This window comes from Pseudomonas sp. JAI120 (assembly GCF_014207255.1).
Lineage (GTDB): Bacteria > Pseudomonadota > Gammaproteobacteria > Pseudomonadales > Pseudomonadaceae > Aquipseudomonas.
Window position 1 is genome coordinate 876,847 of the sequence record NZ_JACHCZ010000001.1, and the last position, 15,392, is coordinate 892,238.

General features: G+C 62.5%; 14 protein-coding genes and 1 pseudogene. 3 read left to right on the forward strand and 12 right to left on the reverse strand.

Annotated elements, in window-relative coordinates; genetic code table 11:
• Position 1: 1 nt before the first annotated feature.
• From HDC32_RS03940 to HDC32_RS03965, 6 genes are read right to left on the reverse strand one after another with little or no spacing between them, the layout of a single operon-like run.
• Complete coding sequence (locus tag HDC32_RS03940; RefSeq protein WP_145337479.1) at positions 2-553, reverse strand: putative colanic acid biosynthesis acetyltransferase; 552 nt, start codon at positions 551-553, stop codon at positions 2-4.
• Entirely contained in the window at positions 550-1,713 is a 1,164-nt protein-coding gene (locus HDC32_RS03945) for a polysaccharide pyruvyl transferase family protein (protein WP_184742609.1), read from the reverse strand. The genes HDC32_RS03940 and HDC32_RS03945 overlap by 4 nt, the downstream gene beginning before the upstream one ends.
• Positions 1,710-2,885 carry an O-antigen ligase family protein gene (locus HDC32_RS03950; protein WP_184742611.1) on the reverse strand — a complete coding sequence of 392 codons (1,176 nt, stop codon included), beginning with the start codon at positions 2,883-2,885 and terminating at the stop codon, positions 1,710-1,712. Before HDC32_RS03950 ends, HDC32_RS03945 begins: the two co-directional genes overlap by 4 nt.
• Entirely contained in the window at positions 2,882-4,195 is a 1,314-nt protein-coding gene (locus HDC32_RS03955; protein WP_145337476.1) for a lipopolysaccharide biosynthesis protein, read from the reverse strand. Before HDC32_RS03955 ends, HDC32_RS03950 begins: the two co-directional genes overlap by 4 nt.
• A gap of 5 nt (positions 4,196-4,200) precedes the next feature.
• Positions 4,201-6,420 (reverse strand): polysaccharide biosynthesis tyrosine autokinase, encoded by a 2,220-nt coding sequence (locus HDC32_RS03960; protein ID WP_184742613.1) that lies wholly within the window; start codon positions 6,418-6,420, stop codon positions 4,201-4,203.
• Positions 6,421-6,461: 41 nt separating this feature from the next.
• A complete protein-coding gene (locus HDC32_RS03965; RefSeq protein ID WP_184742615.1) occupies positions 6,462-6,902 on the reverse strand; it encodes a low molecular weight protein-tyrosine-phosphatase in 441 nt (146 codons plus the stop codon).
• 230 nt (positions 6,903-7,132) lie between these two features.
• On the opposite strand from HDC32_RS03965, the gene HDC32_RS31985 reads away from it, so the two are divergent.
• Both HDC32_RS31985 and HDC32_RS03975 read left to right on the forward strand, forming a co-directional pair.
• On the forward strand, positions 7,133-7,441 hold the full coding sequence (locus tag HDC32_RS31985) for a phosphomannomutase (RefSeq protein ID WP_256663551.1): 309 nt from the start codon (positions 7,133-7,135) through the stop codon (positions 7,439-7,441).
• Entirely contained in the window at positions 7,438-7,770 is a 333-nt protein-coding gene (locus HDC32_RS03975) for a hypothetical protein (RefSeq protein ID WP_145337473.1), read from the forward strand. The genes HDC32_RS31985 and HDC32_RS03975 overlap by 4 nt, the downstream gene beginning before the upstream one ends.
• Here HDC32_RS03975 and HDC32_RS03980 read toward each other — a convergent pair.
• Positions 7,722-8,342, reverse strand: coding sequence for a hypothetical protein (locus tag HDC32_RS03980; protein WP_260403599.1), 621 nt, complete (start codon positions 8,340-8,342; stop codon positions 7,722-7,724). The two genes, HDC32_RS03975 and HDC32_RS03980, sit on opposite strands and share 49 nt — an antisense overlap.
• A 200-nt stretch (positions 8,343-8,542) precedes the next feature.
• Between HDC32_RS03980 and HDC32_RS03985 the strand changes: the two are divergent.
• Positions 8,543-8,692, forward strand: a pseudogene (locus HDC32_RS03985) (alkanesulfonate monooxygenase); the annotation flags it as partial.
• A 138-nt stretch (positions 8,693-8,830) separates the two neighbouring features.
• On the opposite strand, the gene HDC32_RS03990 reads toward HDC32_RS03985, so the two are convergent.
• The 5 genes from HDC32_RS03990 to HDC32_RS04010 form a co-directional block, all read right to left on the reverse strand.
• A complete protein-coding gene (locus tag HDC32_RS03990) occupies positions 8,831-9,604 on the reverse strand; it encodes an energy transducer TonB (protein WP_184742620.1) in 774 nt (257 codons plus the stop codon).
• Positions 9,601-10,047: a protein TolR gene (tolR, locus tag HDC32_RS03995; RefSeq protein WP_027607142.1), complete on the reverse strand. Its 447-nt coding sequence runs from the start codon at positions 10,045-10,047 to the stop codon at positions 9,601-9,603. Before tolR ends, HDC32_RS03990 begins: the two co-directional genes overlap by 4 nt.
• 14 nt (positions 10,048-10,061) lie before the next feature.
• Positions 10,062-10,754 carry a protein TolQ gene (gene tolQ, locus HDC32_RS04000; protein WP_167655772.1) on the reverse strand — a complete coding sequence of 231 codons (693 nt, stop codon included), beginning with the start codon at positions 10,752-10,754 and terminating at the stop codon, positions 10,062-10,064.
• Positions 10,755-10,801: 47 nt separating this feature from the next.
• Positions 10,802-12,667 carry a phytase gene (locus HDC32_RS04005; RefSeq protein ID WP_184742622.1) on the reverse strand — a complete coding sequence of 622 codons (1,866 nt, stop codon included), beginning with the start codon at positions 12,665-12,667 and terminating at the stop codon, positions 10,802-10,804.
• Positions 12,668-12,816: 149 nt separating this feature from the next.
• Entirely contained in the window at positions 12,817-15,330 is a 2,514-nt protein-coding gene (locus HDC32_RS04010) for a TonB-dependent receptor (protein ID WP_184742624.1), read from the reverse strand.
• Positions 15,331-15,392: the final 62 nt, after the last annotated feature.

The window sequence follows — 15,392 nt, forward strand, 5'->3', positions numbered from 1 at the left end:
TTCATAGTGCGATGTCTCTCGTTTTGAGGGGCCGGCATGGCGCACCGACGCAAATCATCCAGGCGGGCAGGCTTGCCGTGACCACCGAGCGCGCGCCGACCACGCAGCCCTCCTCCAGCACACAACCGGGGTGGATAAAGGCCTCGGCGGCGACCCACACGTGGTCCTTGATCACGATCTCGCGGGTCACCAGGGGCCGCAGCAGACTGCGGGTGTCGTGGCTGCCGGTGCACAGGAAGCTGCGCTGGCTGATGGTGACTTTGGAGCCCAACGTGATTTTGGCCATGGCGTACACATCGACCCCATCGCCGATGGCGGTGTAGTCGCCGATCTCCAGGTTCCACGGCGCCCAGATGCTGCACGTGGGCGCGATGCGGCAGCCCACGCCGACCTTGGCGCCAAAGCAGCGCAACAGCCAACGCCGCCAGTTGTGCAGCATCCAGCGCGGCGTGGGGCGAAACAGCAGCTGGTAGACGATGCCCCACAACAGGCGCCGCGCCTTGTTGCTGCGCGGCAACGTATCGACGTACTTGAGTTGCGCGAAGTCGCTCATGGCCGGATCGCCGCCAGTTGTTCCAACAGGTAGCGCTCGCCCACCTGTTGCAGGGCCTGGCGCCGGGCCCGCACCGCCACCCAGTCGATGGGCGCCGCGATCAAGGCCTGCACCTGGTCGGCATTGTCTGCCGGCAGGAAGCGTTGCGACAGTTCCAGCTTCTCCAGCAGGTTGCGCACACGGGCATTCAGCGAGGCCTTGTTGCCCGGCAACCCCACGGCGATAAACGGCTTCTCGAAAATGATCGCGAACACCGTGGCGTGGAAGGAGTTGGTCACCACGTAGGCACTCCCCTTGAGCAACTTGAGCCAATCCTGCGGGCCCATCTGCACGGTCTCGCCGATCTGCCGCCAGCGCCGGTGAGCGTTGTACGGCGAGACAATCGGCCCGGCCACCTGCCGCGACAGCGCCTGGGCCACTTCGCGCACGCCCACGCCGGTGCGCAGCGCATAGCAGAACACGTGGCCGGTGCGGGTCTGGGTGGACGTGGCGAGCAGCGCCGAATAGTCGCGGTGTAACAGCGTCGGGTCCGGCACACACTGGGCAGCCAGCCCCGAGACCTGTTGCACGATGCTGACTCCGCTCTCCTCGCGCACGCTGATCGCCGACAGTTGCTTGAGCAGGCCCTCGGCTTCGGCGTGGTACTGCGGCTCCAGGTACTCCTTGCCGAAACTCGCGGCATAGGAAATGCGCCGGATCGCCTTGTCGCAATCAAAGGCCAGGAAGTACGCCGGATCGAGGCCGGTCTGGCCCGAAGGGTTCCAGATCTGGTCACTGCCGGCCACCAGCAACTGCTGGCCGGCCACCGCCTGGTTGAGCTGGTCGGCATGGACATAGCGCGACGCCTGGATATTCAGGAAGCGCGTCTTGAACGCCTGGAACTGGCGCGACTGGGCATTGGGCCCCAGCACCCGGGTTTTCAACGCCAGGGCCTTAAGGTACAGGGCCTTGAGGTTGGCCTTGAGCTGGCGTGGGTTGAACAGCTGGCGAACCTCGCTGCCATCCTCCACGTAGGCCGGGTGGTAGTTGATCAGGCTCACCTGCAAGCCCTGTTGCTGCAGCCAGCGCTGCAAGGCATAGGCTTGCAGCACCGCGCCGAAGTTTTCGCTGAAGTGGTACGTCAGTATCCCGGCCCTGATAGGGCTTGCAGGTGCGTTCATGATCCAGCCTGTTTCAGTAAGTAATTTGGGTAAACAGCCTGGCGTGCAGGCGCAACCTTGTTGAGCAGGCCGATGAACATCGACCACACCAGCAAGTAGCTGCCATCGAAGGTGGTGAAGAACTGGTAGCTGGTCTTGAACGAGAAAATCAGCAGGATCGCCACCACGGCCAGCGATACCGGGTTGCGCGGCAGTCTGCTGAACAGCAGGCAAAACAGCGCCACGCCGACCACGCCCAGTTTGGCGGTCACGCCCCAGTAGCCGTTCTCGATATCGAACTTGGAGTTCTCGAACCAGCGCTCGTCATTGGTGGGCACGCCGGGAGTCAATTGCTTGGCCAGGCCATTGCCCAGGAACACCGTGGCGGGGTTGTCGAGAAACGATTCCTTGGCATGGGCGATCTCGAACGCTCGGGTCACGTCCTCGCCCTTCTCCTCAAACAGGTAAGTGGCAAAGCGGGACACCGCCAAGGGACTGGCATAGAACGTCAGCGTGCCCAGCGCAGCGATGGCCACCACCAGCACCGCCAATGATTTGAGCTTGCGCTGGGTAATCGCCGACAACAGGATCATCACCGCCATCGCCGCAAGGATGGTCTTGGAACCGGCGGCCAGCAGCGTGACCGCGAGGATCAGCATCAAGCCGACCCTGCGCTGGCAACAGGCATAGAAAAACAGCAGCACCGCCGAGCTGGTGGGGAACAACATGATCCGCCCGACTTCGTCGCTGGACTTGGACGCGGCGTTGGTCAGGTCGATACCCACGCCGTACAGGCTGACCTGCAGTAACTGGCCAAGGGCGAAGATATAGATGATGCGTTCGAGGATGCGCCGGTAGTTGACGCTATGGGCCAGCGCGATTTTTTCCACATTGGCCAACACATAGCTGTACCCGGCCAACAGCAGCACAAAATAGAAAAACGGAATACCGGAACGCAGGAACTGGTACAGCGAGATCTTCGCCCCACTGCTCACCAATACCTGCAACACGCTGGACGCGACCACCAGCGCCAGCAATGGCAGCGCGCGGGTAAAGCCACGCGCCGCGTACACCACGAACGGCAGCAACAGCAGCAGCGCCAAGGGTTGCGAGAGGTTGTTGCTCAGCGCCAGGGGCAAGGCGAAGAACGTCAGTGGCAAGTAGAGGGTCAGGCGCGCCTGGGACAGCATCATGGGCCCACCTCCCCCACGCGAATCACCCGCAGGTACACCAACACCACCAGTTCCGGCAGCGACAACAACAGCGACGCGCCCAGCAGCGGATCGATACGTTCCTTGCACGCCAGCCACAGCAGCAAGGCCGCGACGCTGCTCAAGGCGTAGATCACCGAAGTGCGGGTGTGGCGGTTGGTGGAGATCAGCATCGCCGCGAGGATGAACCAGGCCACATTCAAAATCGTATGGGAGCCGATCAGCGCCAATGACAGGCGATCGACCTGCACCAGGCCATGGCTCCACAGCAGGATGATCTGCGGCCCGGCCCAGATCCCGGCGGCATACACCAGCAGGCACAGGCCCAGTACCAGGGAGCTGGCGCGCTGGGTAAAGCGTCGCGCCTGTTCGAACTCGCCGCGCCCGGCCAGCCGTGAGATCTCCGGGGTCAGGGCGTTGCTGCAGGTGATGCCTAACTGGATGATCAGGCGCATCAAGGTGCGCGCCATGGTGTAACCCACCACCACCGCCGGGCCAGCGATCTGGTTGAGCACTTGCAGGCCGCCTTGCAGGGTGATCGCCTGTGCCAGCGGGATCGCCGCGCTGCCCAGCGCCGGTTTCCAGATACCGCGAAACTCGGCCCAGGACGCCGACGCCAGCCCCAGCAAAGGCCAGGGTGAAATCCGCCGCACAAACAGGGTCACCAGCACCAGGAACAGCACCTGGCTTAGGAACATGCCCTGGGCCAATTGCAGTTCGGAGCCGCCGAGCAGCAGCACGACGATGGACAGCACAATGTCCAGGGTTCTGCGGTTGGCCATGATGAAGACGCCGCCGACCGTTCTGTCTATGGTGCGAAACCAGGCGTCGATCGGCCCACCCAGCAAGCGCGTGCACAGGTAGCCGGACATGAACAGCACCACAAGGCTGGCCTGCTCGGGTGTCAGTGTCTTGAGCCCGAGCAGTGACACCCAGTCGAGCCACTGGCCCAGGGTCAGGGCGAATACCAGCACCAGCGCAACCACCGCCAGGGTAAAGGCCAGCGCGGTCTGCACACTGCGCCGCGCCCCCGGCACATCGCCCTGGCTGGCGCGCAACGTGGCGCTGGTGGCCGACGCCTGGGCCACCCCCAGGTCCAGCAGGCTGAGCATCGACGGAATACCGGTGAGCACCAGCCAATCGGCATAGCGCCCGGTGCCCCAGGCGTGCAGGAAGAACGGCACCAGCACCAGTTGCGCCGCCAGCGTCACCAGTTGGGTGTAGCCGTAGCTCAGCACGTTGAGGCGAAACCGTCGCGACAACGAACGCGGCATTTCAAGCACTTTGCTCATGGTCATCAGGCCTTGTCGGACTGATAGGCGTAGCTGTAGTAGCCGTAGTCGCCATAGCCGTAGCTGGCGGACCGGCGTTTTTCCACACCATTGAAGATCGCGCCTTTGAGCTCGATGCCGTTCTGATGGAAGCGGCGCAGGGTCAACTCGATTTCCTTCGCCGAGTTCACCCCAAAACGCGTAACCATCAGGCTGGTGCCGGCCTGGCGCCCGACAATCGCGGCGTCGGTCACCGCCAGCAACGGCGGCGTGTCGATGATCACCAGGTCATAGCGCTCACTGACTTCGGCCAGCAACGCAGCAAAGTTGGGGTGCATCAACAGTTCCGACGGGTTGGGCGGGATCTGCCCACGGCCAATGAAGTCGAAACGCTCCACTGCCGTGGGGTGAATCGCTTCCTGCAGATCACAGCGCTTGGCAAGCAGGTCGGACAACCCCGCCTCCACCGCCTTGCCAAGCATCTTGTGCAAGTAGCCCTTGCGCATGTCGGCATCGATCAGCAGCACGCGCTGGCCCGACTGCGCGACAATCGCCGCCAGGTTGGCCGAGACAAACGTCTTGCCCACTTCGGGGCTCGGGCCGGTGATCATCAGGCGGTTGTTCTTGGCTTCGAGCATGGCGAAGTGCAGGCTGGTGCGCAGGCTGCGCATGGCTTCCATCACCAGGTCATGGGGATGGTTGAGCGCCAGCAGCGACGGCGCGGCGGAGCGGCCCTTGGCGGCGTTGGTTTCCTCGGCCTTTTGCAAGAGGCTGAAGGGGATCGAGGCGTACACCGGCAGGCCGAGTTTCTCGATGTCATCCGGGCTTTCCAGGCCACGGTTGAGCAGGCTGCGCACCAGCACGATGCCCACCGAAAGCATGCCGCCGAGCAGCATCGCCAGCAGCACCACGATGACCTTGCGCGGCTCCACGGGCTTGGCCAGGTTGACATCGGCACTGTCGATCAGGCGCACGTTGCCCACGGTGCCGGCGCGCATCACGTCCAGCTCCTGGGAGCGGTTGAGCAACTGGGTGTAGATCTCGGTGCCCACTTGCACGTCGCGGGTCAGGCTGAGCAATTCCTGCTGGGTCGTGGGCAAGCCTTCGACGCGCTTGGTCATCTGCGCCTGCTTGGCGTTGAGCTCTGCCAGTTTGGCGATCAAGGCACGATAAGCCGGGTGCTGGGGGGTGAACTTGCGGTCCATCTCGGCCTGTTGCAGCTTGAGCTCGGAGATGCCGGTGTCCAGGGCCACCACCTGGTCGAGCATGGCCTTGGCTTCGAGGCTGATGTCGATGGATTTGCTGCGGGTCTGGAAGCGGTTCAAGGCGTTCTCGGCCTTCTCCAGGTCGCGACGCACCTGGGGCAACTGGTCATTGAGAAACGACAGGCTCTGCGCCGCCTCGGCCGAGGTGCGGTCGACGTTCTGCTTCACATACAGGTTGGAGATTTCATTCAGCGTCCGCACCGCCAGGGCCGGGCGCGTGCTCTCCAGGGACAGGCTGATGATCCCCGACTCCTTGCCGCGCTCGATCACGGTGAGCAGGTCCTGGTAGTCGGCCACCGCGTCCAGGCGCGACTTGCGCACGATCTTGAAATGCGCGCCCGGATTGGCCCGCAGCTCCTTGACCAGCACCTCGACACCCTCGGCGGCAAACGGCACGCCGACGCGACCCGAGGCGATCTCGACGCCGTCCTCATCAAATAACGTGTAGGCCTGGGCTTCGCCGGCCACCAGTACCAGCTTGGTTCCGAGCAACGCCGTCGGCAGGTTCAAGCTGCTCAGCACCAGGGACTCGCCACCCGCCGAGTAGCGGCTGAAACCGAACAGCGGTGGCGCAATATCGCCCTTGTGTTCAGGCGCATAACGCCGCGCGAGGAAGCCACCGATCAACGGAAAATGCTGAGGCGTGATGGTGATATCCAGCGCCAGGGTATCGACGGTCTTGCCAATGATGGTGCGCGATTTGATCAGCTCGATCTCGGTCACCGCCGGCGATTCCTTGCCCAGCAGGCTGCTGACGTCGGAGAAACCGAGCATGTCGTTCTTCTTCGGTTCCACCTGGATCAACGCATTCGCCTGGAACACCGGCGCCGACAGAATCGCGTAGGCGGCGCCGATCACCATGCAGGTGCCGGTGATCCCTGCGATCAGCCATTTGTGATCGACCAGGGTGCCAAGCATGCCGAGCACATCGATCTCGTCACGGTGAGGGCTTTCAGGGGAAGCGTTCTGGGGTGAATGCATAAATCGCGTCTTCGTCCTTGCAATCGTTTAAAGAGGGAGCGTCAGCGCGCCAGGCGCTGGGCCCAGGCCTGTGCGGCCTGTTCGATCAAGGCATAGGCCTGCACAAAGGCGGGCTTGCCCTGGCGATAGGGGTCGGTGATCTCGCGATCGTGCTGCCACTTGCCCAACAGGAACACCTTGCCCCGCGCCTCGGGGGCGAGGTTGAGCACGCCGTCGATGTGCCGTTGTTCCATCACCAGGATCAGGTCGGCCTCACTCACCGCTTCAACGCTGAGTTGCCGCGCCTTGTGCGCCCGGGGGACGTGCCCATGCTCCTGCAACACTTGCCCGGCCATCGGCTCCAGCGGATGGTCACGCAACGCCGCCAAGCCGGCGGAACTCACCGTGATCTCGGAGGACGTAAGCGCGGCACCCAGCAAGTGTTCCGCCGTAGGGCTGCGGCAGATGTTGCCGATGCACACAATCAATATCTTTTTGAACAAGGCAACCTCCCACGCACCGCACACTTATTCTTCGGCAAAAGGGACGACCTTATTTAATAACCGGCAACTAACTACCGAGTAATTATGACCACAGCCTACAAACAGAGACCATCTATCGCGCAAGACAAAAAATAACAACCACCGCATTACCCGACTAAAAATAACATTCCGGTATTTTTTCATCGCCTCATAATAAAGTGCCATTTGAATGCACCAGATAGGAGACGGCCATGAACACGTCAAAGTTATTGGTAGAACGTATTGGCCTATTTCCTTCTTCGGGAAATATTCACGTGGAAGTGCATGACTCAACCCATGTCATCGAGCGCATCCAGGTGCTGTATGCCGATAACTCACTGGACAGCGATGCCTCCGGCGCCGGATTTTCCATGGTCTTCGCCGACTGGCGTTTCAAGTTGCAGGTCAGTGATCCGCTGTCCGTGTGCCTGTGCGTGGAAAGTCGCGGCGACAGCCAGTTCATGCAGGTCAAGACCGCTGAACTGCTGGCCAATATCTGCGGCACCGAGGAGCGGCCATGAACCTGTGGGCAGGCTTGAGACGCGGCTATGCGCTGCGCCGGCTGACGGGGATATTCGAGGGGTTTGCCGAGCCGGTGCTGGGCGCGCAGTACCAGCGCAACACCCGGGCCATCGGCCGCTGGCTGGACCAGCTGCGAGGCAGTTCCCCCCAGCAGATTACCCATGCGCTGTTCCAGCAGATGAAACGCGCGCGGCGCCGTGGCAATGCGCAACGCTTCAACGCGCAGACGACCTTGCTCGCGCTGATGGTGGAAAGCAACCTGGCGCTGGACCTGGCGACTTACTCGGCCTTCCTGTGCGCCGTTTCCAGCCGCCAGGCAGGCTCTTGATGGGCCTGGTCGGCACCTGACAGGATCACCGCGACGCGGTTGAGCAGCAACTCCGCGTTGTACTTGGGCACCAGCGCACAGACCAGCAAAAACACCAGCCCGCCGCCGATGAACGCTGGGGATACCTTGATGGGTGCGGCATCAACACGCCACAGAAACACAATGGCGGCTGTCGCCCCCAATGCGGCACCGGCCAGGGCTTCATTCAGCGGATGTATATAAGGCGCGACACAATAAGCACTGAACCCGATACTTATCACTGATCCCGCCAACGCCGCCGGCCAACGCCAGGCCAAGTTGAACTGGCGGGCCAGCACACTCGTTGCCACCGTGACCATCAAACAGGTGTTCATGGCATGGCCACTTATTACAGCAATATCCAAGTGCTGGAAGGATAAGCCCCAACCTTTAAACAGCAACTTGCTGGCCGCCACGATCGAATAAGTAATACCCAGCGTTATTATCCAGGCCCGCAATGCCCACGGCGTGGAATACCTTAACCAGACAGCAATCACCAGTGCGGCCGGAATCATGACCGTAATGCCGCCATATTGCGCAAGTTCTGCCCGCATCACTGCCTAACCTTCGAGGTGCCGTTTTCGGCGCTCATCAGACCTCAGGCCCGAAAAAAACACAACGTTATCTAACGTCAGCAACGCCTTCAAAATGCAATTTACTGATCACTGCATACAAACATGATTCTATATTTTAATAGTTAGGTTAGAACCAAACGGCATTTTACACAGGCTGTCGCGGCCCCTACCGTGGACGAGCATGGGCGCTGGTCGACTATTACGACCTCGGCATCACCACCTTCCTGATTCGTGGGTTTGATCCGCTCAATGATGCAATCGACTATGGCAGGCGGTTGATCCCCCTCACCCGACAGCTGATTGCTGAACGCGAGCAGAAAGTCGCCTGACCAAACACCACAAAATCCATGTGGGAGGGGGCATGCCCTAATGCCAGTCAGTTAAGCGTACATCGCCTCCTGTAGGAGCGAGCAAGCTCGCTCCTACAAAATGCCTTAACTGACTGGCATTGGGTCGACGGGGAAATATCATTTGATGCGGTAGTGGAAGGTGTTGCGCACTGCCGGTACGGCCACGGCCTTGCCATCAACGATCCTCGGCTGGTAGCGGAAAGTGTTCGCCGCCGCCAGTGACGGCCGGATAAACAATGGGTGGCAGCCGTCCAGCACCTTGGGGTTTTCCACGCGGCCTTGGGTGTTGACGCTGTACTCCAAGGTGCAGTCGCCTTCGATGTTCTTGTCCAGGGCGCGCTCGGGATAGTCCGGTGCCTCCTTGCTCAGGGGTTGGTATTGGCGGCTGTCGAAGGCGGGGGCCGGGGCTGGCGCGGGTGTGGCAACCCGGGCTTTTTCAGCGGCCAGGCGTTGCTGATTGAGGCGTTGTTGTTCCAGCTCGCGGTTGCGTTGTTCGCTGGCCAGGCGTTCCTGCTGCTGCTCGATTTTCTTGTCTTCGACGCGTTTACGCGCCAGGGCGGCTTTCTCGAGTTTTTGCGCCTGGACCTGCGGGTCTACCGTGGGCTTTGTCGGCACCGGCACCGGCATCACCACCGGCTCCGGCGGTGCGGGTGCAGCCACCACCGGTTCAGGCTCGGGCGCTGGCGCCGGTGGCAGCATGACCAACTGCGTGTGCATCACCCGAGGGGCATCCACCACAGGCTTCTCCGTCGACCAGCCCAGCATCAACGCGGCCAGCACGCCGACGTGCAGCGCCACCGCCAGGCTGGCGGCGAGGCTGTTTCTCCAAATCCCGGAAGCATCCCGGGGCGCCATCGTCAGGGAGGGACTGTGCATGATCATCGCCGTCATTGCGGGGCCTCGGTCACCAGCCCCAGGTTGCTGACTCCACCCTTCTGTAACACCGCCATGGCCGCGACCACACGGCCGTAACCGGCGTTGTCGTCGGCGCGGATATAGACCTGGGTGTCGCTGCGCGCCGCCACCACCTGCATGACCTTGGCGCCCATTTCATCCAGGCTCACGGCGCTGTCGGTCTGGTGTTGGGTATCGAGTTCGCCGCCGAGGTTCCAGTAGTAGCCACCGTCGGCCTTTACCGACAGCGTGAGGATCTGCTGGCGGGTGTCGGTAGCCAACGCCTCGGCGGCGACCTTGGGCAGGTCGATCTTCACGCCCTGGGTCAGCATCGGCGCGGTGACCATGAAGATCACCAGCAGCACCAGCATCACGTCGATATACGGCACCACGTTCATCTCGGCCTTGGGCCCGTGCTTGCGTTGCGGCCTGACTAACATGGGAGTTGCTCCTTTCAGGCGGCGGCGGCCAGGTTGATCGACGTACCGCGCAGGGTGCGGTGCAGGCGCACTTGCAGCTCGTTGCCGAAGGCGTAGTAACGGGTGAGCAGAGTCTGGCCGCGCGCCGCGAAGCGGTTATAGGCGATCACCGCCGGGATCGCCGCAAACAGGCCGATGGCCGTGGCGATCAAGGCTTCGGCGATGCCCGGCGCTACGGTGGACAACGTCGCCTGTTGCACCTGGGAAAGACCGATAAAGGAATTCATGATGCCCCACACCGTGCCGAACAGGCCGATATAAGGGCTGACCGAACCCACGGTCGCCAGAAATTGCAGGCCCTTTTCCAGCTCGATTTCCTGCTCGGTAATCGCCACCTGCAAGGCCCGCTCCACGCCTTCAAGCACCGCCGGGTCATGGCTGTGCAGGTGCTGGTATTCCTGGACCCCTGCGATAAAGATCGGCGCAATGCCGCCCTCGCCCGCCTGCTGGATCTCACGGGACAGTGCCTGCAAATCCGGCGCGACGCGAAAGCGCTGCACAAACGTATTCAACTGCCGTTCCAGGCGGCGCAACACACTGCCGCGCTGGATAATCAGGTACCAACTGAGCAAGGACGCCAACAGCAAGGTGACCATGACAGCCTTGACCAACAGGCTGGCGTCGCTGATCAAACCCCAGATCGTCATATGTTCCATCGTCGCGTGCATAGTGAATCTCCCATTCGATTAAAAAGTGATGACCGGTTGATGACGGTTCACGGCAATTTCAATGCGCGGGTGACCTCGGCCCAGGGCACGAACTTGAAGTTCTGGGTTTGCTCGGGCATGCGCTTGCGCCCGTCCTGCACCACCAGCATGCCTTGGCTCCATGGCCCGCCGAGGTTGATGGCGGTGACTTCCAGGCCATCGGTTTCCGACGCGCCGTCGATACCGGCGGCGGCGTTCAAGCCGACACGGAAGCCGCCGTGCACGGCAAACGGCGGTTCGGCATCCACCACCAGGTAGCTGTCATTGCCTTGGCTTGAGATCACCAGGTAGTCATGTTTATCGCTCTGGTACAGCGCCAGGCCCTCGACATCCGCATGCAATTGCGGGCCGACCTTGATCACGCTGGTGAGCGTCGCCGGTTGATCGGCGCGCGCATCCACCGCCCATACGCCGACGTCCTCCTCACCGATAAACAGGCGCTGGCGCTGGTCGTCGGCCACACAGCCTTCGGGTTGGCTATCGACCTTGAACTGGCGCACCAGCTCGCCGTGCACACGGCCGTCCGGCGCACTGAGGCGGTATTGCAGGAAGGTGCCGTCCTTGCCGTTGGCAATCGCGTAGATCTCGCCGCTGGCGGGCTGGAACAGGCAGATACCGTAGATTTCCTTGAGCGGCGTGGGCACTTCACCGGCCTCACGCAGCTCGCCGCTACGGCGGTCGATGCTGAACAGACTCAGGCTGTTGTGGTCGCGATTGCTCGCCACCGCCAGGTCGACCGTTTGCGCGCCGAGCTTGAAGTTGGGGCGCACGTCCACATTGTTCAGGCGGCCCACCGCCAGCTCCTGCAACAGCTTGCCGTCGAGGTCGTAGGCCAGCAGGCCCTGTTTCTTGTTGGTGCCGAGCACACGGCTGTTGGCCGGTGTTTCCGGGTGAATCCAGATCGCCGGGTCATCCGCCGCATCGCCCTGGCGGCCGACCGGGTCGCTCTGGCGCAAGGCCGCGACTTCCGGCAGCACCGCAGCCGCCGCGACGGGTGTGGCCTGCCAGTCGAGCCTGGCCTGGTAGAGCGTGCCGCTGTCGTCATCGCGTACCAGCAGCTGGCGGCCATTGATCGCCAATTGTTCCGGTTCTTTCAGGCCCGGCAGGCCCAGGCTCGATTGCTCCACCCAGCGCTCGCCGGTGTGCTGGAACAGGTGTAACCGGGCGGTCTTCGGGTCCAGCGCAACCACGCCACCGGGTACCAACGCCATGGCCCCGGCTTCGCGCTTGGGAGTGTCGAACAGCGCCACCGGCGTGCGTTTCACCTCGGCTTCCGGGTGCGCCGGGTAGGCCCACCAGCCGACATTCTCTTCATTCACCAGCAACTGCTGGGTGGCATCGTCCACCTGGCAGAACTGCGCCGACGGCGGCAGCGGCAAACCGCGTACGCGCTGGGGATCGGTGAGCAGCGTCGAGCCGTTGCCCACCAGCCATTGCTCGCCCTTGCCCTCTTCGCCCACCAGGAACACAAACAGGTTGGCCGCTGCGTCGCGGTACAGGCACAGGCCGTTCACCGGGTAGTCGCGGGTCGGCAGGTACAGCGGCTTGCCCCAGTTTTTGCCGGCGCTGTCCAGGCTGATCAGCAGCGCCTGTTGGCGGTCGTTGTCGAGGCTGGCGACCAGCACCTGGGCACCTGCGGCGCGGGTGTCGAGGCTGCTGAAATTACCTTTGAAACGCGCCAGCTCGGCGCCCTTGCTGTCGAGCAGTTGCAGGCCGTCGCGGGTGCTGGCAGCCACGCGCTCGGTGGCGTTGGGCAGGAAGGCCACGGCTTGGGCCTTCAGGCTGGGTGCCCACGGGGTCAGCGCCAGGTCGGCGGCGAACGCATTGCCGCTGGTGACCAGGGCAATCAGCAGGTACAGCTTGGAAATTCTCATGAACAAGCAAATCCTTCGGAAGCAATAGAGATCCAATGTGGAAGGGGCGGCGCGACTTGCTCCCGATAGCGGTGTACCAGTCAATAAATTTGTATCTGACCTACCGCCATCGGGAGCAAGCCCCCTCCCACATTTGGCATGTGTTGAATTCAAAAATGAGTGAAGGTCAGGCCCACTTTGTAGGTGGGGCCGTACTCTTCGTATTGGCCGTTGTAGCTGCGGTGGCCGGTGTAGACGAAGTACGACTCATCGGTAAGGTTCTGGGCCTCGAAGCTGACCTTCAGGTTCTTGGTCAGTGAGTAGCGCGCGCTGAAGTCGACGAAGGTCTGCGCGTCGACGTGCAGGTCGTGGGCCTTGTCGTTGATCGAGGCCAGTTCATACAGGTAGGCCGACTTGTAGTTGGCCGACAGGCGCAGGCTGAGCTTGTCGTCCTCCCAGCCGAGCATCAGGTTGCCGACGGTGTCCGACTGGTTGGGCAGGCTGATGTTGCGCTTGCGATTCGTGCCGCTGGCGGCGTCGAAGCCTTCGATATCGGCGCTGGAGCGGCTGAAGGTGCTGTTGGCGCCGACCAGCAAACCGTTCCACGGCGCCGGCAGCCAGTCAAACTTCTGTGAGTAGGCCAGTTCCAGGCCGTAGAGCTTGGCGCTGTCGCCGTTGGCGTAGGTGTGAGCCTCGGAGAAATTGGTCCAGGCGCCGGTGCCGGCGAGGTCGGTGTTGTAGACGAAGTTCTTGATGTCCTTGTAGAACACGAACGCCGACACGGTGCCGGCACGGCCCATGAAGTGCTCGATACCCAAGTCAAGGTTGCTCGATTCCAGGGGCTTGAGGTCCGGGTTGCCGAAGGTGGCTTCGTCATCGTCGATCACAAAACCCGGCGCCAACTGGCCGAACGTCGGGCGCACCACCGACTTGGTCCAGGCCGCGCGCACCTGGGTGTTCTTGTCGATCTTGTAGCGCGCATGCAGGCCCGGCAGCCAATGATGATAGCGGCGCTTGGTCTCGGTGGGGGTGAACACGCCATCGGTGGCGCCGGTGCCCTTGGCTTCGAACTCGGTACCTTCGTAGCGCAGCCCGGCGATAAAGCGCCAGTCGTCGATGTCGAGGGTGTTCATCAGATAGCCGGCGTTGATGTCCTCGCGGATGGTGAAGTCGTTGACCCGCGATTCGGTCTGGTCATAGAAGTCCGCCGGGTTGAGGCTGCCGATCAGCTGCTTGATGGCGCCGGGGCTGATGCCGGGGCCGTAGTTGCCCAGGCGATAGTCGACGCTGCCCTTCTGGAACCGGGTGAGGTTGAGCTGGTCGGCGCTGAAACCGAGGGTGTCGAGGTCTTCGTAGACCCAGGCTTCCAGGTCGTTGTCCTTGTTGCGACGGCTGACCTTGCCACCGAACTTGACCTGGGACGCATAGCCGCTCAGGTCATAGTCGCGGGCCAGGTCCAGGCGCAGGTTTTTCTCGGTGTCCTGGGTGTTCTGTTTTTCCCAATCAACCTTGTCGAGGCTGAAGTTGCTGGCGTCGTAGAAGCCGCTGCCGATGATCGGGCGGGGTTTGTCCTTGTCGTAGAAACCGCTGTTGGCAAAGTCACCGCCGTCGAAGGTGGCGCCGGCGATATGCGCCGGGCTGTCTTCGCTGGACTGGCTGTAGCCGGCCTGGCCGCTTAAGGTCCACAGGCCGAGCATGCGTTCGCCGCCGAACACATAGGATTGAATTTCCTGGGTTTCCTCACGGTTTTTCAGCTTGCGCTTGCCCTCGGCATCGCCCAGTTGGCCCGGGGCCTGGGGGTCGGCAAACTCGATGCTGGTGGAGTTGCGGGTTTCGGTGTCGGTGTAGCGGCTGTAGAGGGTGCGCAGGTAGTAGCTGCTGAGGTCGTCGGGCTTGTAGTCGAAGTTCAGGCCACCGCCGGCGCGCTCGCGACTGATGTCGTAGTCGCGTTGTTCGAACTCGTTGAGCCGCGCGCCGTCCGTAAAGTCCCAGGCGCCGCCGGTTTCGACGTTGTCCGAGCCGAAGTCGCGCTTTTGCCAGCTCAGCGCTGCGGCGACGCCGAAGTTGTCGATGCCGTCGCCGAGGCTGAAACGGTTACTGGCGGCGCCGGAGAATTTCGGGCTGGTCTGGCGGGTGTTCTTGTCGTAGCTGGCTTCGCTGCTGCCGGTATAGAACAGGCCTTTATGGTCAAAGGCCGAGAGGCTTTGCACATCGACGGTGCCGCCGAGGGAGTTGGCGTCCATGTCCGGGGTGAGGGTCTTGATCACCGACAGCGACTGCACCAGCTCCGAGGGCAGCACATCGAGGGCCACGGCGCGGCGCGCGCTTTCCGGGGCGGGCACCAGGGTGCCGTTGATGGTCACGCTGTTGAGGTCCGGGCCCAGGCCGCGCACGCTGACAAAACGCCCTTCGCCCTGGTCGCGCTCGACACTGATGCCCGGCAGGCGCTGCGCCGCTTCGGCGACGTTCTGATCCGGCAACTGGGCCACGCCGTCGGCATGCACCACGCTCTTGATGCTGTCGGCGCTGCGTTGCTCCTTGAGTGCCTGGTCGATGGCGGCAGCCTGGCCGATCACTTCGACATGCTCGGTGGCGCTCGCTTCGGCGGCGCTCAACCGTTCACTGGCCATCGCCAGGGCCAAGGCGGTAAGCGTAAAGCTGACGAGCCCGGTGCGCTTGTACATGCAATCCTCCCCAAGAATCCGTTGGCGCCAGGCAAGGGGCCCGGCAACTGGGAGGGCAAGCT